Annotated in this window: 21 protein-coding genes; 14 read left to right on the top strand and 7 right to left on the bottom strand. The window is 52.8% G+C overall.

The annotated features are described in order from the left end of the window. Positions 1 to 38 precede the first annotated feature (38 nt). The 9 genes from grxB to PanJK_RS02980 all read left to right on the top strand — a co-directional run bounded on the left by grxB (position 39) and on the right by PanJK_RS02980 (position 6466). Positions 39 to 686, top strand: coding sequence for a glutaredoxin 2 (gene grxB, locus PanJK_RS02940; protein WP_256696178.1), 648 nt, complete (start codon positions 39 to 41; stop codon positions 684 to 686). 111 nt (positions 687 to 797) lie between these two features. After that, positions 798 to 1361 (top strand): lipoprotein, encoded by a 564-nt coding sequence (locus tag PanJK_RS02945; protein WP_008103112.1) that lies wholly within the window; start codon positions 798 to 800, stop codon positions 1359 to 1361. Between the two features lie 135 nt (positions 1362 to 1496). Further along, the gene (pyrC, locus tag PanJK_RS02950; RefSeq protein ID WP_256696177.1) at positions 1497 to 2543 is read left to right on the top strand and encodes a dihydroorotase; all 1047 of its coding nucleotides are present in this window, start codon (positions 1497 to 1499) and stop codon (positions 2541 to 2543) included. A 68-nt stretch (positions 2544 to 2611) separates the two neighbouring features. After that, on the top strand, positions 2612 to 2857 hold the full coding sequence (dinI, locus tag PanJK_RS02955; protein WP_007893661.1) for a DNA damage-inducible protein I: 246 nt from the start codon (positions 2612 to 2614) through the stop codon (positions 2855 to 2857). A gap of 143 nt (positions 2858 to 3000) precedes the next feature. Further along, positions 3001 to 3270: a hypothetical protein gene (locus PanJK_RS02960; protein ID WP_008103116.1), complete on the top strand. Its 270-nt coding sequence runs from the start codon at positions 3001 to 3003 to the stop codon at positions 3268 to 3270. 277 nt (positions 3271 to 3547) lie between these two features. Continuing rightward, entirely contained in the window at positions 3548 to 3802 is a 255-nt protein-coding gene (gene bssS, locus PanJK_RS02965) for a biofilm formation regulator BssS (RefSeq protein ID WP_008103119.1), read from the top strand. 106 nt (positions 3803 to 3908) lie between these two features. After that, complete coding sequence (gene solA / locus PanJK_RS02970; protein WP_265297097.1) at positions 3909 to 5024, top strand: N-methyl-L-tryptophan oxidase; 1116 nt, start codon at positions 3909 to 3911, stop codon at positions 5022 to 5024. 292 nt (positions 5025 to 5316) lie between these two features. Further along, positions 5317 to 5889 (top strand): cytochrome b, encoded by a 573-nt coding sequence (locus PanJK_RS02975; protein ID WP_265297098.1) that lies wholly within the window; start codon positions 5317 to 5319, stop codon positions 5887 to 5889. Position 5890: 1 nt separating this feature from the next. Then, positions 5891 to 6466: a YceI family protein gene (locus tag PanJK_RS02980; RefSeq protein ID WP_256696174.1), complete on the top strand. Its 576-nt coding sequence runs from the start codon at positions 5891 to 5893 to the stop codon at positions 6464 to 6466. A gap of 44 nt (positions 6467 to 6510) precedes the next feature. Here PanJK_RS02980 and PanJK_RS02985 read toward each other — a convergent pair whose 3' ends face one another. Continuing rightward, complete coding sequence (locus PanJK_RS02985; protein WP_256696173.1) at positions 6511 to 7566, bottom strand: rhodanese-related sulfurtransferase; 1056 nt, start codon at positions 7564 to 7566, stop codon at positions 6511 to 6513. Positions 7567 to 7833: 267 nt separating this feature from the next. On the opposite strand from PanJK_RS02985, the gene PanJK_RS02990 reads away from it, so the two are divergent. From PanJK_RS02990 to PanJK_RS03000, 3 genes are all read left to right on the top strand, one after another. Further along, the gene (locus tag PanJK_RS02990; protein ID WP_008103130.1) at positions 7834 to 8757 is read left to right on the top strand and encodes a Kdo(2)-lipid IV(A) acyltransferase; all 924 of its coding nucleotides are present in this window, start codon (positions 7834 to 7836) and stop codon (positions 8755 to 8757) included. Between the two features lie 559 nt (positions 8758 to 9316). Further along, positions 9317 to 9583: a hypothetical protein gene (locus PanJK_RS02995; RefSeq protein ID WP_008103132.1), complete on the top strand. Its 267-nt coding sequence runs from the start codon at positions 9317 to 9319 to the stop codon at positions 9581 to 9583. Positions 9584 to 9702: 119 nt separating this feature from the next. Next, positions 9703 to 10098: a MysB family protein gene (locus PanJK_RS03000; protein ID WP_008103134.1), complete on the top strand. Its 396-nt coding sequence runs from the start codon at positions 9703 to 9705 to the stop codon at positions 10096 to 10098. Between the two features lie 6 nt (positions 10099 to 10104). Here the strand turns inward: PanJK_RS03000 and PanJK_RS03005 are convergent, their stop codons facing one another. From PanJK_RS03005 to PanJK_RS03015, 3 genes are all read right to left on the bottom strand, one after another. Continuing rightward, positions 10105 to 10344: a YceK/YidQ family lipoprotein gene (locus PanJK_RS03005; protein WP_256696172.1), complete on the bottom strand. Its 240-nt coding sequence runs from the start codon at positions 10342 to 10344 to the stop codon at positions 10105 to 10107. 134 nt (positions 10345 to 10478) lie between these two features. Next, positions 10479 to 13028, bottom strand: coding sequence for a glucans biosynthesis glucosyltransferase MdoH (gene mdoH / locus PanJK_RS03010; RefSeq protein ID WP_265297099.1), 2550 nt, complete (start codon positions 13026 to 13028; stop codon positions 10479 to 10481). Next, a complete protein-coding gene (locus PanJK_RS03015; RefSeq protein WP_256698395.1) occupies positions 13021 to 14556 on the bottom strand; it encodes a glucan biosynthesis protein G in 1536 nt (511 codons plus the stop codon). Before PanJK_RS03015 ends, mdoH begins: the two co-directional genes overlap by 8 nt. A 278-nt stretch (positions 14557 to 14834) precedes the next feature. Here PanJK_RS03015 and mdoC point away from each other — a divergent pair, with 278 nt between their 5' ends. Further along, a complete protein-coding gene (gene mdoC, locus PanJK_RS03020) occupies positions 14835 to 15959 on the top strand; it encodes a glucans biosynthesis protein MdoC (protein WP_256696170.1) in 1125 nt (374 codons plus the stop codon). Positions 15960 to 15990: 31 nt separating this feature from the next. Here mdoC and PanJK_RS03025 read toward each other — a convergent pair whose 3' ends face one another. Continuing rightward, positions 15991 to 17454, bottom strand: a complete 1464-nt coding sequence (locus PanJK_RS03025) for a phospholipase D family protein (RefSeq protein WP_321161828.1) — start codon at positions 17452 to 17454, stop codon at positions 15991 to 15993. 160 nt (positions 17455 to 17614) lie between these two features. Between PanJK_RS03025 and PanJK_RS03030 the strand changes: the two genes are divergently transcribed. Then, positions 17615 to 18763 (top strand): beta-glucosidase, encoded by a 1149-nt coding sequence (locus PanJK_RS03030; RefSeq protein ID WP_265297100.1) that lies wholly within the window; start codon positions 17615 to 17617, stop codon positions 18761 to 18763. On the opposite strand, the gene PanJK_RS03035 is transcribed toward PanJK_RS03030, so the two are convergent. Both PanJK_RS03035 and PanJK_RS03040 read right to left on the bottom strand, forming a co-directional pair. Then, positions 18760 to 18933 (bottom strand): hypothetical protein, encoded by a 174-nt coding sequence (locus PanJK_RS03035; RefSeq protein WP_256696168.1) that lies wholly within the window; start codon positions 18931 to 18933, stop codon positions 18760 to 18762. The two genes, PanJK_RS03030 and PanJK_RS03035, sit on opposite strands and share 4 nt — an antisense overlap. A gap of 312 nt (positions 18934 to 19245) precedes the next feature. Next, the gene (locus tag PanJK_RS03040; RefSeq protein WP_256696167.1) at positions 19246 to 21447 is read right to left on the bottom strand and encodes a TonB-dependent receptor; all 2202 of its coding nucleotides are present in this window, start codon (positions 21445 to 21447) and stop codon (positions 19246 to 19248) included. Positions 21448 to 21913: the final 466 nt, after the last annotated feature.

Genomic DNA, 21913 nt, shown 5'->3' on the forward strand with positions numbered 1-21913 from the left:
GTGACCTCCGTCACCCTTAGAACCACAGGAGAAACGGGATGAAACTCTACATCTACGATCACTGCCCTTTCTGCGTCAAAGCACGCATGATTTTCGGCTTAAAAAATCTGCCGTTAGAACTCATCGTTATGTTGAATGACGACGAGCAAACGCCGAAAAAACTGATCGGCCAGAAAATGGCGCCGATTCTGCAAAAGGCTGATGGCAGCGCGGTGCCGGAAAGTATGGATATTGTGCGGCTGGTGGATAAATACGATCACGAACCGCTGCTGAATGGCAAAAGCAATCCGGCGATTAGCGACTGGCTGCGCCATGTGAATGGCTACGTCAACAAGTTGCTGTTGCCGCGCATCGCCGATGCCTCCTTTGCCGAATTCGCTACGCCGGAAGCGCGCAGCTACTTTAGCGAGAAGAAGCAGGCCAGCGTCGGGGATTTCGGCGAGTTGCGTAAACACGCGCCGGGCTTGATCAAAAACATCAGCGATGATCTGCGCCAGCTCGACAAACTGATCGTCAAGCCCAATGCGGTCAATGGCGAACTTTCAGAAGATGATATTCATCTGTTCCCGCTGCTGCGCTCCTTAACGCTGGTCAATGGTATTGAGTGGCCAAGCCGCGTTGCCGATTATCGCGATAATATGGCGAAACAAACTCAGGTCAATCTGCTCTCCTCCATCGCTGCATAATCCTCATCCATGAGAAGCGCCACGGCGCTTCTCATCCCTCTCCTGGTGACAGGTGCCGCTGATTAAGGCAGGCTATCGTTGTTTTGCCGTTTCGATCAGGATGAGGATTATATGAAAAAGGCGTTTACCGGGCTTGTCGCCCTGCTTTTTGCCGTGCTACTCAGCGGCTGTAACCAATTGACGCAATACACTATCAGCGAACAGGAAGTGAATCAGGCGCTGCAAAAGCGCAATAACTTCGAAAAAGACATCGGCGTTTCCGGGCTGGTGAATGCACACATTGTGCTGAGCGATCTCAACAGCCAGATTGGCCGTGAAGAACCTGGCAAAATCACCCTCTCAGGTAAAGCCAATATCAATGTCAGCTCGCTGTTTGGTCCGCAGCAGGCCGAAATGCTGCTGAAGATGAAGGCGCAGCCGGTTTACAACGCGCAGGAAGGCGCGATTTATCTGCATGACATGGAGATTGTCGATGCGCAGGTGCAGCCAGAAAAAATGGCGTCGATCATGAAAACCCTAACGCCTTATCTCAATGAGTCGCTAAAGCGTTATTTCAATGAGAAACCCGCCTACGTGCTGAGCGCAGACCGCAGTAAAGGAGAAGCGCTGGCGAAGAAACTCGCTAAAGGGATAGAAGTGAAACCGGGACAATTGGTGATTCCGTTTACTGATTAATCCGCGTAGCCGCACCTTCGGGTGCGGTTTTTGTTTGTCACAATAAAATCCCGTGCAAACGGTTGCCCACATCCTTATGATTACTCCCCGGCCTAAACGCGCCTCTCGTTTTCTTCTCAGCCGGAGTCTTTTTGAATGACAGCCCAACCTCAGCAAATTACCATCCGCCGCCCTGACGACTGGCATATTCATCTGCGCGATGGCGCGATGCTCAACGCCGTACTGCCTTATACCAGCGCAGTGAATGGTCGAGCGATTGTCATGCCGAACCTGGTTCCACCGGTTATCAGCGTGGCCGCTGCCGTGGCTTACCGCGAGCGCATCATGGCTGCGTTACCTGCTGAGCATGCTTTTACTCCGCTGATGACCTGCTATCTCACCGACTCACTCGATCCCGATGAGATCGAACGCGGCTTCCGTGACGGCACTTTTACCGCTGCCAAACTCTACCCTGCGCATGCCACCACCAACTCCAGCCACGGCGTGACCAATATCGCCGCGATCGCGAAGGTGCTGGATCGCATGCAGCAGATCGGCATGCCCATGCTGGTGCACGGTGAAGTGACCGATTCCCATATCGATATTTTTGATCGCGAAGCGCGCTTTATTGAAACTGTGCTGGAGCCGCTGCGCAAACAGTTCCCGGCACTAAAAGTGGTGATGGAGCACATCACCACCAAAGAAGCAGCGGAGTATCTGGCGGCAGGAAACGAGTTGCTGGGCGCCACCATCACGCCACAACACCTGATGTTCAACCGCAACCACATGCTGGTTGGCGGTGTGCGTCCGCATCTCTACTGCTTGCCGATTTTGAAACGCAATATTCATCAGGAAGCGCTGCGTAAGCTGGTCGCCAGCGGTAATCGTCGCGTATTCCTCGGTACCGATACCGCCCCCCATCTGCGTCACCTGAAAGAAGCAAGTTGCGGCTGCGCCGGTGTGTTCAATGCGCCGACCTCCTTGCCTGCTTACGCCACGGTGTTTGAGGAGCTGAAGGCGCTGGAACATTTTGAAGCCTTCTGCTCAGAGAACGGCGCGAACTTCTATGGTTTGCCGCTGAATGAAGGCACGCTGACGCTGGTGCGTGAATCCTGGCAGGTTGAAGAGAGCATTGCCCTGGCGGATGACACGCTGGTGCCTTTCCTTGCCGGTGAGACGCTGAACTGGCGCATCAAAGAATAATTTTCTGCTGCTTGCCTTCGGGATAAATATACTGTACAAATAAACAGTATATTATTCCGGAGGCTTCTATGCGCGTTGAAATTACCGTAGCAAAAACTTCGCCCCTTCCTGCAGGTGCACTGGATGCACTCAGCATCGAACTGGTCCGTCGCATTACGCAGGATTTCCCTGACGACGATCATCACGTCAAAGTGCGTTATGCCGGCGGCAACCAACTTAGCGTGTTTGGTGGCTGCAAAGAGTCACGCGAACGCATCAGCGAACTGTTACAAGAAACCTGGGAAAGCGCTGACGACTGGTTTAATAACGATTAACAGCCACTGTGCCGTTTTTGCCGGGTTTCGCCACCCGGCTTTTTTGTTTTTATTTCCCTCTCGCCAGAAAAACTGCCTGCATCTAGACTCATGTTAAACGATCCCCTATTCTTGCCTCGTCATGCTTACAGGAGGTGTTTTACATGACTACTGAAAAACCAGAAGAGGCGATGACCTTCGGAGAGTTGCTGGCATTTATTGCTGAGCAACAGCGCCGCTTAACCGTATTAGAAAATGCGTTTGCCACCTTGACCTTCTGTCTCGACGATCGCGCCAATCAGTTGCTGGTCCACAACCTGACGCTGGAAGCGCAAAACCAGAACCATGACGAGCAGTTACAGCAGCATTTTACCCGGCTAGCGGAAGAGATTCAGAAACGTCACGGCCTGCTGCCAAGCGAGCCACACGCCTAAAAGATTCTCTTTTTCGGCCTAAAGTTTCCTCTTACAAAAGCCGATAATTTCGTCACTACTGCCAATAATATTTCCAATAAAATGCCTGACGTTTCGGGCATTTTATTATTCGCTATAACGTCAATGTGAAGTGCGTTTATTTTCACTCTGATTAGGTTCGTCATACCTTTTAACTATTGTACTCGCTATTTCATGTTATAATTGTTTCGCTAGTGCACGATACAGCCGCATTGAACCTCAAGAAGCACTTCGTTTAACGAGTAATACGGAGGTTATAATGGACAGAAATAAAGACGTCATCCAGACTCATCCGTTGGTAGGATGGGATATCAGCACCGTAGACAGTTATGACGCCATGATGATTCGCCTGCACTCGCTCTCCTCGCAGGGGCAGAAAGAAGAAGAAGCTGACGTGGGCCCGACCTACTGGCTGACTACTGATGTTGCCAGACAGTTTATCTCACTTCTCGAAGCTGGCATTGCAAAAATAGAGTCTACCGAGCAGTATCTACGCGACAATCAAAAGCATTAACTTCTACTATCGCGTGAAAGGGCACCCAACAGGGTGCCTTTTTCATGGGCGCTCTCTTTTGATATGCTGTTGAAAAATTTCACCGTTTTGCTGGAGTGATGTCGTTATGGTTTATGATCTGATTGTGGTGGGAAGCGGTTCGGTAGGCGCAGCAGCCGGGTTTTACGCCACGCAGGCTGGCTTATCAGTGCTAATGATTGATAGCGCCCATCCCCCGCACAGCCAGGGCACGCATCATGGCGAAACCCGCCTGATTCGCCATGCTTATGGCGAAGGTGAACGTTACGTGCCGCTGGTGCTGCGCGCGCAGACGCTGTGGGATGAACTGGAACGCCAGAGCGGCGATCGCATCATGCATCGCAGCGGCATCCTCAACTTAGCGCCTATCACCTCCACCTTTATTCAAAATGTTATCGATAGCGCGAAAGCGTGGCAGCTGGATGTGAAAATCCTGCAAGCCGATGAAGTGCGCGCGCGCTGGCCGCAGTTCACGGTGCCAGATGGCTATATTGGCGTGTTCGAGCCTAACTCCGGCTTCCTCAAATGCGAGCAGGCGGTGCGCAGCTGGGTGCAGCTGGCGGAACAAGCCGGATGCGCGCAGCTGTTTAACTGCCCGGTGACAGATATGGGTCGCGATGGCGATCTGCAGCAGGTCACTACCAGCGAAGGCATTTTCCGCGCGCGTAAATTGATGGTCAGCGCCGGAACCTGGGTGAGCCAGTTGGTCGCTGATTTGCCGGTTGCGCCGGTGCGTAAAGTTTTCGCCTGGTATCAGGCAGATGGTCGCTACAGCGAAAACAACAAATTCCCCGGCTTCACTGTGGAGATGAGCGATGGCAGTCACTTTTATGGCTTCCCGGCGGATAACAATGCGCTGAAAGTGGGACGTCACGATGGTGGCCAATTGATGCAAACGCCGGCCGATCGCAAACCTTTTGGCAGCATCGCGGTGGATGGTAACGAGTCATTTAACTTCCTGCGTCAATTTCTGCCGGGCGTGGGCGTCTGTTTGCATGGTGAAGCCTGCAGCTACGACAATACGCCGGATGAAGATTTCATTATTGATACGCTGCCTGGTGAGCCGAATCGCCTGATTATCACCGGTTTAAGCGGACACGGTTTCAAATTCGCCAGCGTGTTGGGTGAGCTTGCCAGTGAATTTGCGCAGAATAAACCGTTCTCTTTCGATATGAAGCCCTTCTCACTCGCGCGATTTGACTGATGCACAGATGCCGGCGCTCATTATGCGTCGGCAAGATTGACGCGAGTTGACATTTAATTACCTAAATAAACATTCAATGCAGCGGTATGCCGCATTTGGTGTAGTCAATATGCAATATCCCGCAATAGCCCTTGTGTTTTACGTCATCCCTTCAATTATCCTGACTGAGTTTTAATTAAATCCTCATTTATTCCGAAGATGATTTTCGACTTTATAGAAAAGTAAGGTTAATTGATCTTTCATTGCAAAATGTAGATGCTCATTGCCACTTATTTCATTTCTGGAACTTAATATGTGGCGTAATTCCACACAGCATTTCGGCGCCATCTCCATTTTATTGCATTGGCTTATGGCGCTGGCTATTTACGGCATGTTTGCGCTGGGTTTGTGGATGGTCGGATTGGGTTATTACGACGGCTGGTATCACGACGCGCCTGAAATTCATAAAGGCATCGGCATGCTGCTGTTTGCTGCACTGCTGCTGCGCCTCGGCTGGCGTTTTATTTCGCCGCTACCCAAACCGTTGGCGAGCTATTCCCCCGCCGTTCGGCACGGTGCCACTGCCGCGCACTGGATGTTATACAGCTTACTAATTGTGCTGCTGTTCAGCGGTTATCTCATCTCCACCGCCGATGGAAAACCGATCTCCGTATTTGGCTGGTTCGAGGTTCCCGCACTGTTCAGCGGTGCTGCGCAACAAGCAGATCTGGCAGGCGACATTCATCTTTGGCTGGCGTGGGGTTTGGTGCTGTTCTCTGCATTGCACGCGCTGGCAGCCCTGAAACACCATTTCATCGACCGTGATGTGACACTGAAAAGGATGTTGGGTTACCGCATCCCGTTAACCTCTGAAAAGGAAAAGTAACATGCTAAAGAAGACATTATTGGCAGTAGCAGCGGCCGGCTTATTAAGCGCCAGCCTGACGGCCAGCGCAGCTGACTATAAATTTGATAAGGAAGGCCAGCACGCGTTTGTTCAGTTCCGCATTCAGCATCTGGGCTACAGCTGGTTGTACGGTACCTTTAAAGATTTTGACGGCAGCTTCACGTTTGATGAAGCCAATCCTGCAGCAGATAAAGTCAACGTGACCATCAACACTAACAGCCTCGATACCAACCATGCTGAGCGTGATAAACACCTGCGCAGCGCGGATTTCCTCAACACCGGTAAGTTCCCGCAGGCGACCTTTACTTCTACCGCTGTGAAGAAAGACGGCAAGGATTACAAAATCACCGGCGACCTGACGCTGAATGGCGTGACCAAGCCCGTGATGCTCGACGCAAAATTGATGGGAGAAGGCAAAGATCCGTGGGGCGGCTACCGTGCAGGATTTGAAGCCAGCGGAGAAATCGTGCTGAAAGAGTTCAACATCAGCAAAGATCTTGGCCCGGCATCGCAGAAAGCTGAATTGATTATTTCGGTGGAAGGCGTGCGTAAGTAAACCAAATGCAGCCTGAAGTCCGCTGACTTCAGGCTGTTTTGCGCTTATTTTTTATCTGGCGCGGGAATCGCCATCGTCATGTTCAGCAAACCGCGTGATTTGTTAAACACCTTGTTGCCATTTTCACGGCCCGCACGGCGTGCGCGCTGCTCTTCTGGCGACAGCGTTGACTCTTCCATGCAGATTGGGCTGCAGCAGTTGTTGTATTTTTCAGCACAGCTTGGGCACTGAATAAACAACAAGTGACAGCCATCATTGATGCAGTTGGTGTGGCTATCGCAAGGCGTGCCGCACTGATGACAGCTGGAAAGAATATCGTCGGAAATGCGTTCGCCCATGCGTTCGTCAAAGACAAAGTTTTTGCCCTTGAAACGCACCGGTAAGCCCTGCTCGCGCGCGCGACGGGTGTATTCAATAATCCCACCTTCAATGTGATAAACATCATTGAAGCCGTTGTGCTTCATCCAGGCGCTGGCTTTTTCACAACGAATGCCGCCGGTGCAGTACATGACAATCTTTTTGTCTTTCTTATCCTGCAGCATATCAACGGCCATCGGCAGCTGATCGCGAAAAGTATCGGCCGGCACTTCCATGGCGTTATCAAAGCGTCCCACTTCATATTCGTAGTGGTTACGCATATCCACGAAAAGCGCATCCGGATCGTCGAGCATCGCGTTAACGTCTGCGGCTTTCAGGTAAGCGCCCACATCGCTGGCATCGAAGCTATTATCTTCAATCCCATCCGCCACAATGCGCTCACGCACTTTCAGGCGCAGCACCCAAAAAGATTTACCGTCATCATCCAGCGCAATGTTCATGCGCAGATTGTTCAGCGCCGCATCAAAGGCATACAAAACTGCCTTCATCTTTTCGTAGCGGCTGGCTGGTACGCTGATTTGTGCGTTGATGCCTTCATGCGCGACATAGACGCGACCAAACACCTTGAGTTTGGTTAACTCAACGTAAAGGGCATCACGGAAGGCTTTGGGATCGGCGATCTGGAAATATTTATAAAAAGAGACTGTGGTACGTGGTTCGGTTTCCGCCAACATACGTTCCTTCAGCTCTTTATTGGAAACAAGGTTATGTAACACTGGCATGGTGTTCGTCCTGTTAGCAATCAGAGAAATTGAGCGCGCGTATAATACCCGAATTCTGCCGGATACAAAAATTTTGGTGTGATAAACCTGACGGATGTAATTACAGGCGCATTTCTGCGACACAATTGCGTTTTCGTGCGCATACCTGCTGCCAGATAGCCGCCCACGGTCTATGCTTGATTTCAGCCAGAATGAAAAAATGGCATAATGACAAAAAATTACAGAAACCGGACTCTCTGGCATAAGACGCAGGATACTGACATTTCCATGACTCAACTTCCCAAACTCACCCGTGAACTCCTCTATCCACGCTATTGGCTGACCTGGCTCGGCATTGGTTTCCTCTACCTGCTGGTGCTATTGCCCTATCCAGTGTTGCATGCCATTGGCTGTGGATTGGGTCGCATTGCCATGCGTTTCATGAAACGTCGTGTTGAAGTGGCGCAGCGCAATCTTGAAGTGTGCTTTCCCACCATGCCGACCAATGAACGCGACGCGATGGTCAAACACAATTTTGAATCGGTGGGCATGGGACTAATTGAAACCGGTATGGCATGGTTCTGGCCAGACTGGCGCATCCGTAAATGGGTCACCACCAGCGGTCTTGAACATGTTGCTAACGCACTGGCCGAGAAGCGCGGCATATTATTAATTGGTATGCACTTTCTGACTCTGGAATTGGGCGCGCGAGTATTTGGTATGCATAACCCGGGCATTGGCGTATATCGCCCTAATGACAATAAGCTCATCGACTGGCTACAAACCTGGGGCCGCATGCGTTCCAATAAAAGCATGCTAGACCGCAAAGATTTGAAAGGCATGATTCGCGCGATGAAGAACAACGACATTATCTGGTATGCACCGGATCATGACTATGGCCCGCGCAGCAGCGTGTTTGCACCGTTCTTCGCGGTTCAGGATGCGGCAACCACCACCGGCACCCATATGTTGATTCGTCTGGCAAACCCCAGCGTGGTGCCGTTCCTGGCGCGACGTCTGCCCAATGCGCGCGGCTATGAGCTGAAAATGATGCCTGATATCCGAGATAAATTTACGCTGGAATCTGAACTTGAGACCGCTGTCGTGATGAATAAAGTGGTCGAAGAGACAGTGTTACTGGCTCCGGAACAATATATGTGGCTGCATCGCCGCTTCAAAACGCGTCCACAAGGCGAGCCTTCGGTTTATTAATGTGATATGGGGCATGATTGCGTGCCCCACGTCCTTCAGCAGAAATTTACCTTATTACGTGATTTTATCCGGTTATTAATTCGCTAATCGGTCCAGCGTGAACTTGGGCTAATTGTTCAGTTAGCACCAAACTTTACCCACTAAATCCGTGTTTCTTTGCCTTAACTCTGTAAAAAATTAACCTTTCAAGCCAGTATATGGGTAAAAAACTGCCTTAGCATTTGATTCTTGCGCTGCTTGTAAGGAAATATTAACGGATCAAAATATGCTGTCTCGGACCTGAATTCCCCAACATCCAGGGGTAATCCTATTTAATTTTACTAAACCCTTCGGCCCCGCTAATCAATGCAGTAAAATTAACTTACTAAACAAGGTATTGTCTTAATAAAATCCTCTATATTCCTTTTCTAAAGAAAATAACACCTTCTTATTCCCTTATGGAATTTGTCGATAAAATCGAATCCAGTTAATTTCGTGATGTCAGTTAGAACGCTACGTTCACTTTTAAAAAAATATAAAAAGATTTCACACAGCAAATATATCTCAGGACAATTATAAAATGAATAAAGGCATCTACTACTACGTGACGATCAGTACCGATCAGGAAGGTTATCATCTTCTGCATAGAAAAGAGTGTAAACGGCTACCCGTAAAGGAGGATATGGTTTTTATCGGCACTCTGTATAATTTAAATCAGGCATTATCAACCGCGCGTATTAATTTTAAAAAGGTTAAGCCCTGTATTAAATGTTGTATTCGTTACTCTGCACCAATTATTCATGAATCAGTACGCCCGGTATTGCATTTCCCGCAGAAAATAGCCTGACCGGTTGGGCGGTTGAATTTTACGCAACCGCCCAACCGATATTTCCTCTCCGCCCTGCACTTCACGATTTTTCGTCTATCCTTCTGTGAAATCCCTTTTTTACAGACATGGAGTTGATGATGAGCCTGTTTAGCACCCTTGAAGAAGCCATTGAAGCCGCCCGCGAAGAGTTTCTCGCCAGCCAACCTGAGATCGCCGAAGAAGATGCCAGCGTCAGCCAGTTTGCCCTGCAGAAGTATGTGATGCAGGATGGCGACATTATGTGGCAGGCTGAATTTTTCGCTGAAGAGGATGGCCAGGGTGAATGCCTGCCGATCTCCAGCGGAGAAGCCGCACAGGCAATTTTTGACGGCGATTTTGATGAAGTCGAACTACGTCAGGAGTGGCAGGCGGAAAATACGCTGCATGAATGGGATGAAGGCGAATTCCAGCTGGAACCGCCGCGTGACCTCGAAGAGGGTGAAGCGGCGGCGCAGGAGTGGGAAGACGACAACAGCCCTTCTGACAATCTGTAATAACGATTATTCGTACGGGCCGTGACTGGCATCCACGGGCAGTAACAGCGTGTCCATCACCAGCGATAGCGGCAAATCGAGAATGGTCAGCACACGCCACGGTCCGTCACGAACGTCCCACTGCACGCCGGGATAATATTGATTGCCGTGACCTTGTCCGGGCAAGGTGCGGCTGATAATACTGCCACAACCGGTGAGCAGAAGAATGGCGGCGCTAAGCGCGGTTATTTTCAGTAAATAATTCACAACATTTACTCACAATGAACTGGCGTTAGTTTAACCGCCTGCGAGGTGGAATAACCACTCCTGACGCGTAAAGATTGCGTCATATTCCGCGCAAAAAAAAAGCGGCATCTCTGCCGCTTTTCATTTTCTCATCTTCAGCGCTGTGGCAGCGCCTCAGGATTGAGCTTCAGCTTCTGATAGCTTTCCACCCACTGATGATATTTGTCCGCGCTTTCCCACAAACGTGAGTGCACGCGCGCCAGCACCACTGGATCGCTAATCAGCTGCAAACGCTGCTCGCGGTTCAGTTTCTCTGGCGCATCACTCAGCGCCTGATCGACACGACGGTCGCGCGCATGGTCCAGCAAATCGCTCTGCTTATGACGCGATGTTGCCATCGCCGTCGCCAGCGCGTTAAACGCCGGGTTAAACAGCGCATGCATAAAGCCATTTTTCAGCGCGCGTTGACGGTTAATCTGCAGATAGTGATCGGTATCGACCAACTCTTTGGGTGGCTCATACTCTTCCGGAATCAGGAACAGTTTGGCGTTCTTACTCTTCTGCCCTACCGTTGCACGGCTTGACATCACCGACACAAACGGCGACAGGATCAGCGAGAAGACGATCGGCGACAGCCACCACAGGAAGTTCAGGTCGAGGATGCCCATACCGCCCGCCCACACGATACCCAACAGCATCTGTGAACCATGACGACGGAATGCTTCGCTCCACGGCGTCGCATCATCATCACGCTGCGGCGAGTTCCACACCACTTCCCAGCCAAGGAACGCACTGACCACGAATACGGTGTGGAACAGCATGCGCACCGGCGCCAGCAGCACCGAGAACAGCATTTCCAGAATCAGCGAGAAGAACAAGCGGATGGCGCCACCGTAAGGTTTCGCTCCCTTGCACCAAATCAGCACTACGCTCAACAGCTTCGGCAGGAACAGCAGCACCAAAGTGGTTGAGAACAAGGCAATCGCCAGATCCGGACGCCACTGCGGCCACACCGGGAACAGCTGGCGTGGTTGCAGGAAGTAGGTCGGTTCCATCAGCGTGTGCACCACCTGCAAGGCAGTAGACAGCGCAAGGAACATGAACCACAACGGCGCAGAGAGATAAGACATTACGCCCGTCAGGAACACCGCGCGGTGAACCGGGTGCATCCCTTTTACCAGGAACAGACGGAAGTTCATCAGGTTACCGTGGCACCAGCGACGGTCACGCTTCAGCTCATCCAGCAGGTTCGGCGGCAGTTCTTCATAAGAGCCCGGCAGATCGTAGGCGATCCACACGCCCCAACCAGCACGACGCATCAGCGCGGCTTCAACGAAGTCATGCGACAGAATCGAACCAGCGAAGGAACCTTCACCCGGCAGCGGTGCCAGCGCACAGTGCTCGATAAACGGCTGCACACGAATGATGGCGTTATGGCCCCAATAGTGTGATTCACCCAACTGCCAGAAGTGCAGACCGGCGGTGAACAGCGGACCGTACACGCGCGTCGCGAACTGCTGGCAACGGGCATACAGCGTATCCATACCTGACGCTTTTGGCGACGACTGGATAATACCGGCGTTCGGGTTAGCATCCATCATGCGCACCAGACCGGTAAGACACTCACCGCTCATCACGCTGTCGGCGTCCAGCACCACCATGTAGCTGTAGTTGCTGCCCCAGCGACGGCAGAAGTCATCGATGTTGCCGCTTTTACGCTTCACACGACGACGACGACGGCGATAGAAAATCTTGCCCGCGCCACCGACATCACGCACCAGTTCCATCCAGGCTTTCTGCTCGGCGATGGCGATATCCGCATCGTAGCTGTCGCTCAGAATGTAGACGTCAAAATGTTCAGCATTGCCAGTACGTTTGACCGATTCCCAGGTCGCACGCAGGCCGGCAAATACGCGTTCAACGTCTTCATTACAGATCGGCATGATCAGCGCGGTACGGTGTTCCGGATTCAGCGGCTCATCGCCGGTGGTCGAATACGAAATGCTGTACTTATCGCGGCCAATCAGCAACTGCAGGAAGCCCATCAGCGCGGTCCAGAAACCGGCAGAAACCCAGCAGAACAGAATGGCGAACAGGAACAGGATTCCGGTCTGCAGGATATACGGCAGGATCAGCTCAACCGACTGCAGCCAGTTCTGGTTGAACATCTCGATTGGATCGATCAGCGTCCAGCCCTGATACGGCAGAATGGTTTTCATGTACCAGGTTGCCACTACGGTCTGCAAAATCGTCAGAATCAGCAGCACGTAGCGACGCATAGAGCCAACGTGGCGCCACTTGTCCTCCGTTTTCTGCTCTTCAACGGTGGCATAACGTGGATTGGATTTCTGGCCGCGCAGGGAATCCCAGGCGCGCGCAATCGGGTTGGTGCGCCAGATCTCCGGGAACATCAGCGAACGCTTCACTTTCGGCATCGCCTTGAGTGTGGTGCGATCGAGATAATCCTTGCTGAGCTGCTGACCATCCGCCAGTGAGTCCGGCCAGGCCATTTGCACACGGGATGACACCGATTTCAGCGGCGCATCATCCGGGCGCTCGCTGGCGGCGTTATCCTGCCCCAGCGACGTATGAATAGCGTGGAACGCCTGCGCATTCTGTAGCGAATCGCTCAGACGGGCGCGCCCTGCCGCATCAAGCGGCAGAGCCTCCACGTAAGATTGAGGTAGAAATATCGATTTATTCATTGGCAGGTAGCTGATAGCTCCAGGTTTCCGTCAATGTCTTGTCGCCGCTCACCAGCGCCGCACGCATCTCAGTCGGCTGCTTGTTATCTTTCACACGCAGACGCAACACCAGACGCCAGCCTTTGGTCACCGGGTTGTAGCGCACACTCTGCTCAACCACGTCAGCGTTATTACCCACGCTCACCTGCGGTGCCACTTGCGTATCTTCCGGAAGCTTGCTCATCGCTTTGCCAACGAAATCCACGGTGAAGGCGATAGAACCATCAGGCTGACGCACCAGATTCGACTGCTTCACATCCCCGGCAGAGCGCAGCGTGTCTTTCACCCAGGCGATATCGTCGGAGTGCAGCTGATTCTCGTCACGGGTGAAGTGCAGACGATACTGGAAGTTCATCTCTTTGCCTGGCTCAGGCAGTTTTTCCGGCGTCCAGAACGCAACGATGTTGTCGTTGGTTTCATCCGCGGTTGGAATCTCTACCAGCTCAACGCGACCTTTGCCCCAATCACCCTGCGGCTCAACCCAGCCACTTGGGCGCAGATCGTAACGATCGTCAAGATCCTGGAAACGGCTGAAATCTCGCGTGCGTTGCAGCAGACCAAAGCCTTTTGGATTCTCAACGGTGAAGGTGCTGACCGCCAGATGTTTCGGGTTATTCAGCGGACGCCAAATCCACTCACCGTTACCGGCATGAATCGAAAGACCATTCGAATCGTGCAGCTCTGAACGGAAGTTGGTCACCGGCGAAGGCTGGTTCGCACCAAACAGGAACATACTGGTCAACGGCGCAACGCCCAGTTTACCGACGTTATCACGCAGGTAAACTTTGGATTGCACATCAACCGTCGATTCTTTGCCCGGTTTGATGATGAAGCGATAGGCACCGGTCGCACGTGGCGAATCCAGCAGCGCATAGATCACCAGCTGTTTGTCCTGCGGTTTTGGACGCTCAATCCAGAACTCTTTAAAGCGCGGGAACTCTTCGCCGGACGGCAAGGCGGTATCAATCGCCAGACCGCGCGCCGAAAGACCGTACACCTGGCCTTCGCCAATCACACGGAAATAGCTGGCGCCGAGGAAGCTGGTGATTTCGTCGTCCTTGCCCTTTTTGTTTAATGGATACAACACCTTAAACCCAGCAAAGCCGAGATTTTTGACTGCATCAGCATCGTGTTTTACGTTGCCGAAATTGAAGTAGTCAGGGTTATATTTAATTTCACGTACTGAAGACGCCGTCACTTCGTTGATTTTCACCGGCGTATCGAAATACATGCCCTGATGATAGAACTCAAGCTTAAACGGCGTGCGCAGTTTGCCCCAATAAGCTTTGTCGTGGTTAAACTGGATCTGCTGATAGTCAGCAAACTTCATTTCACGAAACTGAGAGGGTAAATTGCTTTTTGGCGCTTCGAAACTTTTCCCTGCCAACGCCTTGGCTTGTTTTGCAACATCATCAATGTTAAACGCCCAACTATTGTTGGCATACATAGCCAGCAGAACTGCCGCGCCTACCCAGCGCATCTTTACCAGTCCCACTTTATTATTCACATTATTCAGCACATCCCCCCCTTTCGTGTGCTTAGATCAAACCCGATTATCTTAAAGGATTATTCGGTTTTCCGACAGCGTATGTAATCGATTGTTCCGCTGATTTGTAAGCTGAAAATGTGCTTTTAGGATAATTAAACCCCGCAAAATCACATACAGATTCACCTGATAGTATACCCTGTTTACAGCCGGTAGAATTTTCCTTCGGCATAATCCGGTTTCAGGGCGAAACCGGCAAGTAAACTGACTATTGGAAGATTATGAGTTCAGCTAAACCCGAACGTGAATATTTCCTCGATTCGATTCGCGCGTATTTAATGTTATTGGGCGTGCCTTTTCACGTCTCCCTGATTTACTCCACGCAGAAATGGGCCGTGAACAGTCATGACGCCTCAATGTGGTTGACGGTGCTGAACGACTTTATTCACGCCTTCCGCATGCAGGTGTTCTTTGTTATCTCAGGCTATTTTTCCTACATGCTCTACTTACGCTACCAGCCACAACGCTGGTTGAAAGTGCGTCTGGAGCGTGTCGGCATCCCGATGTTGACCGCTGTTCCGCTGATTACGCTGCCGCAGTTTTTCATCACCAAAAATCTCACTGACAAAATCGGCGACTGGAGTAGTTTCTCGCTGTACGACAAGTACAACACGCTGGCGTGGGAGCTGATATCTCATCTGTGGTTTTTATTGGTACTGGTGATTCTGACGACGTTCGGTATGGTGGCGTTTCGCTGGCTGAATAAGCAGCAGCGCAGCATCGATTATCAGCAAATTGGCTGGTGTAAATTGACGCTGGCACTACTGACTTATGCCTTAATTTGGTGTGCGTTGCGCCGCGTGCTGTTTTATTTCGTTCCGGCCGTGTTTGCCGATGGCCTGTTCAGCATTGCCGTGATGCAAACGCTGATGTTCCTGCCGTTCTTTATGCTGGGTGCGTTGAGCTGGAAGCATCAGGCGCTGAAAGCGTTGTTTGTGCGCTTTAATCCGGTGATGTGCTTTGGCGCTATCGCAGTATTCATCGCCTATAGCCTGAATCAGCGTTACAGCAGCGGTGAAGGTTGGCTGTATGAAATCGATATGATCATTTCGACGCTGATGGGGTTGTGCATGCTAAACGTCTGTTTTAGCTTCGGCCATAAGCTGCTGAACAGCCATTCGCCGCGCATCATGTATCTGGTGAATGCCTCGCTGTTTATCTATCTGGTACACCATCCGCTGACCATTTTGTACGGCATCTACATCACGCCGCACATTGGTAGCGACACGCTCGGCTTCTTCGTCGGCTTGCTGATGGTGTTCGGCGTGGCGTTTACGCTGTATGAAATCCATCTGCGCATTCCGCTGCTGCGCTTCCTGTTCTCCGGTAAGCCGGAACGCAAATAAATATAAGGGCCAGGTTAGCTGGCCCTTATATTTAAAGCAACCACTCAACGGGCAAACGCCACACCAGTCGCACCAGCAAGCGCTGCAGTAGCGTGCACTGCGGTTCGTGTTTATGCACCACTTCACCCTGCTCGTTCGCAAACTCCACCCAATTGACGCGTCCCCACTTATCCAGACGCAGCGTCCAGGCACGATCGCGCATGCCGGCAATAAAGTGCTGATGGGTTTGCTGCGCCAGCGTTTCACTCTCGATGACCAACCCCATTTCGGTGTTCAGCATGGCGGAGCGCGGATCGAAATTGAACGAGCCGATAAACACTTTGCGATTGTCCACGGTGAAGGTTTTGGCATGCAAACTGGAACCCGAATTACCGGTGATGCCGCGATCGTGTGGCGCACTCTGCGGATTATCCTGCGGTTTCAATTCATACAGCGCAATGCCGTGGCGCAGCAGTTTTTTCCGCCAGCGCGCATAGCCGGCGTGTACCACCGTGACGTCATTCGCCGCCAGCGAATTGGTGAGTATCGCAATCTTCACCCCACGCCGCTTCAACGCCAGCAGTTGCGCCACGCCAGCACGCGTTGGAACAAAATAGGCCGAGATGATATCGAACTGCTGCTGCGGCGTGCCGATCACCTCCAGCATGCGCTGCGGCAGCAAACTGCGGCGTTTTGCTTTGCCGAGCCCTTTACGCGGATCGTCGCTCAGCAGACGCGATTCCGCCCACGTCATCTCCAGCTCGCCCTGCTCCATCTGACTGATAAACGACGAATGCTCCAGCCGCGCCAGATAGCGCTCCACCGCTTCACTTTGCTGCCACTCTGGCGGCAAGCGCACCGCCTGATGCGCATCGCCGCTCACATCAACCACCTTGCGCAGCGGCGATACCGCTTTACTGCGCCAGTAGCGTTCGAAATCCTGCGTCACTTCGTCGACCACCGGCCCAATCGCCAGCACATCGAGATCGGTAAACAGCGGCTCATTGCCGGTACCAAAATATTCGTCGCCGATATTGCGCCCGCCCACCAGCGTCGCCGCGCCATCCACCGTCAAACTTTTATTGTGCATACGTCGATTGAGGCGGGAAAAATCGGTGAGATAACCGAGCGCGCGCAACGTGCGGAACGAGAACGGATTGAACAAGCGCACAGCGATATTGACGTGACGATCGAGTTCCGCCAGCGTTTCATCCAAACCCGGCGTGTTGTTGTCATCCAGCAGCAGTCGCACTTTCACTCCGCGCTCGGCGGCATCCAGCAGCGCGCTAAACAGCAAGCGACCAGACATGTCGTTGTGCCAAATGTAGTACTGCACATCAATGGTGTGCTGCGCCATGCTCATCATCTGATAGCGCGCAGCAAAAGCATCCAATCCATCATTAAGCGGATGAATGCCGCTCATGCCCGGATGCCGCGCACAACGCGCCTCAACACTCGGTTTCAGCCCGTTGCCCGACTGTTCCTCAGGCGGCAAAGAAGTTGCTGCTTCACTCATAGTGAATCCCTGAAAGCTGTGGACCTATTATTGTTGGTATCAATGCGCTAACAAGCAATCGGAGGCTTCCTTTTCTGCCCAATGGCGCACCGTCAATTTAGTCTAGACTTAGCCAGGCGTTATGCATTCTGCATCCGGCGTTCACCGTGAGGAGAGGATTATGACCCAGCAATCCCTGCGCCATCACCCTCAGCTGTTCCGCAGTTTCTTTCAGGGCAGTTTTCCCTGTTCAACCGCCCGTCGCGTAGGCGGACGTCGGCTCGATATGGTGATCAGCAGCGGCCACGACATGCTGCTGGAGAAAGATTATGCCGCACTGGCGCAGGAAGGTTTGCACACCGCGCGCGATGGCGCTCGCTGGCATCTGATTGAAGCCGTGCCCAATGAATATGACTGGCGCACCTTTCTGCCGATGGTGCACGCCGCGGCGCGTCACGATATGCAGATTATCTGGGAGCTGGCGCACTTTGGCTATCCCGATCACCTGGATATCTGGAAAGCCAGCTTTGTCGATCACTTTGAACGCTTCGCCCGCGCCATGGCACAACTGATGCGCGATGAAGGCATTGAGAAACCCTTTTTCACGCCGATCAACCAAATCTCATTCTGGTCGTGGGCGGGCGCGGACGTTTCCTGGCTCGATCCTTACGCCAGCGATCGCGGTCGCGAGCTGAAGCGCCAATTAGTGCGCGCCTCGCTAGCGGCAATGCACGCCATTCGCGAGGTGTATCCCGATGCTCGCTTTGTGCTGACCGATCCGCTGGTACAAGTGGCGACCGATCCCGATAACCCCGACAGCAAACCCTACGCCGACGCGCAGCATCAGGCGCAGTTTGAAGCCTGGGATTGGATTGGCGGACGCGATGCGCCGGAACTGGGTGGCCGCGCGGATTTCCTCGATATTCTGGGTCTCAATTACTATCCCGACAATCACTGGTTTTTCTCTGGCGAAACCATTCCGCTCGACCATCCGACGCGGCAACCGCTGCACCGTTTATTAATGCAGTGCTGGCAACGTTTTCAGCGCCCGATGATTCTGGCCGAAACCGGCGCTGAAGGTGTGGCGCGCGCGCCCTGGCTGCGGCAGATCAGTGAAGAAGCGCGTCTCGCGCTGGATCACGGTGTGGCGCTGGAAGGCATTTCGCTCTATCCGGTGGTGGAGTATCCGGCGTGGGCCGACGATCGGCGTTCACCGGGCGCGCTGTTTGGCCTTGGCGATCCCAATGGCAATCGCACCTTGCATGAGGCGCTGGCGCTGGAGTTGCGCAGTCAACAAATTAAGTGGCAGAACTGGCAGACAAACAGCTAAGACTGTTGCGTGGTGGCAGGTTTTTGCGGACAGGTTTGCACATCAAGTGAAGGATCAGCGGGGTGACGCACGTCGGTGAGCCACGTCATAGTGAAGAGAAACACCACGCCAATTAAACAGGCGGAGAGCAGACCAATTATGGCGATCAGTTTGTCATCTCTGGATTCCATCGACATCTCCTTGCAGGCTTCCTTTTCCCGGTGCTGACCTTAACTCATCCACAGCGTAATCATCAGGACGAAGATTATAAGCGTAACCGAAGTGACTGCAAGTACCACAATAGCGAAGAGCGCGTCGTCGAGCGGCTGCCGATAAGGTTCGTCGTGGTCGTCTGGTGGTGCAGGTGAACTCATGATGACTCAAGAATAATGGCGAGTTTTCGTGCAGGATTGCCGGACTGAGTGTAATGCAATGTGCTTAAAGTTACAGGATTATTTCTGGCGGAGAAAATAACGGGGCGCAGGCGCCCCGTGAAGAAAGGATTAGAAATCGTAGCTCAGTGAAACCTTCACCGTGCGCGGTTCACCCTGAGACAAATAGGTGCCGCTGTCATCGACGTTGGCCCAATATTTCTCATTGGTGACGTTATCAACCCCCACGCGCCACACCATATCGTTCTGGTTAACCTTCATGCGGTAACGCAGCCCTAAATCCAGCGTGGTGTAATCATCCAGCTTCATGTTGTTTGCCAGGTCGGCGTATTGCGAACCGGTGTAGTTCAGTAATGCTGTGGCAGTCAAACCGTCCACCGGCTTGATGTCATACTCCGCACCCAGCGCCGCAGTGAAGCGCGGTACGCCAATGGCGTTTTTACCATTCTGATCGCTGTCACCGGTTTTGGTCATATCCGGATCGATCCAGGTGGCGCTGCTGTTGAGACGCAGGCCCAGCACCGGCTCACCGAATACATTCAGCTCCACGCCACGGTTACGCTGCTCGCCATTCAGTTGGTAAACCGAATTGTTCAGCACACCAACCGGCTGTTTGATTTCAAACAGCGCCAGCGATCCGCCAACGCGACCAAAGTCCGCTTTGACACCCACTTCGTTCTGCTTGGCATGCACGATGCCAGTCACACTACCGTAGTTGGTGGCGGTAAACGGCGCGGCGGTGCCCGGCGTCAGCGATTCGGTATGGTTGGCATACAGCGAGATATTCTGCGTGGCTTTATACAGCAAACCGTACGCTGGCAACCAGCGGCTGCTGTCGAAACGTGTCGCGGTATCTTCAGCGCCGTCATAACCGTAGTTACGCACCACCACTTTCTGATGACGCGCGCCAACGGTTGCCAGCAAGGTGTCATCGAAGAAGCCCAGCGTATCGCTCAGCAGGTAGCCCTGTGAACGAGAACGATACGTGGTGAGTGGATCGCTGAACTTAGCGCCACCGGCAAACATGCTATCCGGTTCGGCCACATCCTGCGGGTTATAAATGTTCACATTGGCATCGTTACCCGACGACATGCGATAGCTGTTTTTCGCATTCGCGGTCATCGCCGAATAGCCGAAGTTCACTTTATGCGTCACCGGACCAGTGGTGAAATCACCACGCAGGCCAACCATGCCGCTCATGTTGTCCTGCACACGATTGGTACGGAAGCGGCCAATGGTGGCGTTGCCGGCGCTATCGAGGATCTTTGGAATGCCGTAGTTGCCCACTTCATGGGTGTGCTGTGCGCCGAGGCCTGCATAAGCGGTCCACTGATCGGTTAGATCGTATTCGGCTTTCGCCAGACCAAACTCCGACTCGATATCGCTGAACACCCAATTCTGGCTGTAGTTTTTCGAGTTGGACGGCACATCAGGAATGAAATCGATGCCGCTGATGTTGATGCCGTTACGCGCATCGTGGAAGGTCTTTTTCTGGTAGCCGACGTCGAGCGACGTACGCAGACGATCGCCACGATAATCCAGGCCGAGTGACGCAGCGGTGGTGCGTTTCTTTTCGCCATTCACCTCCGTGCCGCCTTCGCGGTGAACCGCATTCAGACGCACGCCAAACTGGTTATTGTCGCCAAAACGACGGCCAATATCGGCGGTACCGCCCACTTGTGAACCTGACGTGTAATCCACGCCGATGCGCGTCAGCGGCGTGTCATCAGCGTGCTTCGGCTCGAGGTTAATCATGCCGCCGACGCCGCTTTCCGCCGAACCGTTCAGCAAGGCGTTAGCACCTTTGAAAATTTCTACGCGATCAATCAGCGAGGCATCCATCACCTGACGCGGCACGATACCGGCCAGGCCGCCGTAGGTCATGGCATCGCCGTCCAGCTTGAAGCCACGAATGCGATAGCTCTCGGCAAAGTTGCCGTAGCCTTTCAGATTCTGCACGCCAGCATCGTTGCGCACCACATCACCGATGGTTTGCGCCTGCTGGTCCTGAATCATTTTCGAGGTAAAACCGATGACGTTGAACGGCACGTCCATGGCGTTTTGCTCACCCAGCATGCCAAGACGGCCGCCGTGTGCAACCTGACCATCAAGGAACGCCGGTACCAGATCGTCGCCGCCGGGTTTGAAATCGGTTTGCGGTGTCGCGGTCACGGTCAGCGTCTGCTGCTCGTTTTTCGCGTTGGTTTGAGTTGTGGTGTTGGTGGTAGCAGCCATCACTGGCAAACAACCGGCGCTGACCATTACGGCCAACAGCGTCGGTTTCAGTCCGGGATTGAAAGGCATAGCGCGCATGGGATCCCCTAATGCAAACGAAGTGATAATCATTATTATTGCGGTTTGCGATTATGCGCAGTCGTTGCCCGAAAGCAAGAAAAATCCTACTTTCTGCGTTCACATTATGGAGATGTGGTGCAACAAGTCGCCTGAGCGGTCTTGTAGGGTCGCCATTCATGGCGACCAATGCTTATCACTGAAGAAAGGGTTTTGCTTTGAATAGGTAGCGGGTTCTGACACGTCTGCTGCGTCACGGGCAACTGTGCCCTTTTCAACAACATGTACCGAAGCTTACGAGCAGGCCAGGTGCGCTTTTGGTTAGGCAATCCGCAGCGCTGAACGAAGCGAGGAAGCCAGGAGAGCCCGCAGGACGCGGGCGAAAGGCGGAGCCGGGACAAGGAAGTCCCGTCTCCGCCGGTCCGTCAGGCAAACGAGCGAAGTGAAGGTACCGCGTAAGCGGCGCGAGGACCGCCGGACCAAAAGC

The sequence above is a fragment of the Pantoea sp. JK genome, assembly GCF_026130245.1.
In the GTDB taxonomy this organism is placed as follows: Bacteria; Pseudomonadota; Gammaproteobacteria; order Enterobacterales; family Enterobacteriaceae; genus Pantoea; species Pantoea trifolii.

Excerpts from the sequence above, each read along its gene's own strand:
- solA (WP_265297097.1), top strand. The coding sequence starts at position 3,909 with ATGGTTTATGATCTGATTGTGGTGGGAAGCGGTTCGGTAGGCGCAGCA.
- PanJK_RS02990 (WP_008103130.1), top strand. The coding sequence starts at position 7,834 with ATGACTCAACTTCCCAAACTCACCCGTGAACTCCTCTATCCACGCTAT.
- bssS (WP_008103119.1), top strand. The coding sequence starts at position 3,548 with ATGGACAGAAATAAAGACGTCATCCAGACTCATCCGTTGGTAGGATGG.
- PanJK_RS02945 (WP_008103112.1), top strand. The coding sequence starts at position 798 with ATGAAAAAGGCGTTTACCGGGCTTGTCGCCCTGCTTTTTGCCGTGCTA.
- mdoH (WP_265297099.1), bottom strand. The coding sequence starts at position 13,028 with ATGAATAAATCGATATTTCTACCTCAATCTTACGTGGAGGCTCTGCCG.
- PanJK_RS03000 (WP_008103134.1), top strand. The coding sequence starts at position 9,703 with ATGAGCCTGTTTAGCACCCTTGAAGAAGCCATTGAAGCCGCCCGCGAA.
- PanJK_RS03030 (WP_265297100.1), top strand. The coding sequence starts at position 17,615 with ATGACCCAGCAATCCCTGCGCCATCACCCTCAGCTGTTCCGCAGTTTC.
- pyrC (WP_256696177.1), top strand. The coding sequence starts at position 1,497 with ATGACAGCCCAACCTCAGCAAATTACCATCCGCCGCCCTGACGACTGG.
- PanJK_RS02995 (WP_008103132.1), top strand. The coding sequence starts at position 9,317 with ATGAATAAAGGCATCTACTACTACGTGACGATCAGTACCGATCAGGAA.
- mdoC (WP_256696170.1), top strand. The coding sequence starts at position 14,835 with ATGAGTTCAGCTAAACCCGAACGTGAATATTTCCTCGATTCGATTCGC.
- PanJK_RS03025 (WP_321161828.1), bottom strand. The coding sequence starts at position 17,454 with ATGAGTGAAGCAGCAACTTCTTTGCCGCCTGAGGAACAGTCGGGCAAC.
- PanJK_RS03040 (WP_256696167.1), bottom strand. The coding sequence starts at position 21,447 with ATGCGCGCTATGCCTTTCAATCCCGGACTGAAACCGACGCTGTTGGCC.
- grxB (WP_256696178.1), top strand. The coding sequence starts at position 39 with ATGAAACTCTACATCTACGATCACTGCCCTTTCTGCGTCAAAGCACGC.
- dinI (WP_007893661.1), top strand. The coding sequence starts at position 2,612 with ATGCGCGTTGAAATTACCGTAGCAAAAACTTCGCCCCTTCCTGCAGGT.
- PanJK_RS02960 (WP_008103116.1), top strand. The coding sequence starts at position 3,001 with ATGACTACTGAAAAACCAGAAGAGGCGATGACCTTCGGAGAGTTGCTG.
- PanJK_RS02985 (WP_256696173.1), bottom strand. The coding sequence starts at position 7,566 with ATGCCAGTGTTACATAACCTTGTTTCCAATAAAGAGCTGAAGGAACGT.
- PanJK_RS03035 (WP_256696168.1), bottom strand. The coding sequence starts at position 18,933 with ATGGAATCCAGAGATGACAAACTGATCGCCATAATTGGTCTGCTCTCC.
- PanJK_RS02980 (WP_256696174.1), top strand. The coding sequence starts at position 5,891 with ATGCTAAAGAAGACATTATTGGCAGTAGCAGCGGCCGGCTTATTAAGC.
- PanJK_RS02975 (WP_265297098.1), top strand. The coding sequence starts at position 5,317 with ATGTGGCGTAATTCCACACAGCATTTCGGCGCCATCTCCATTTTATTG.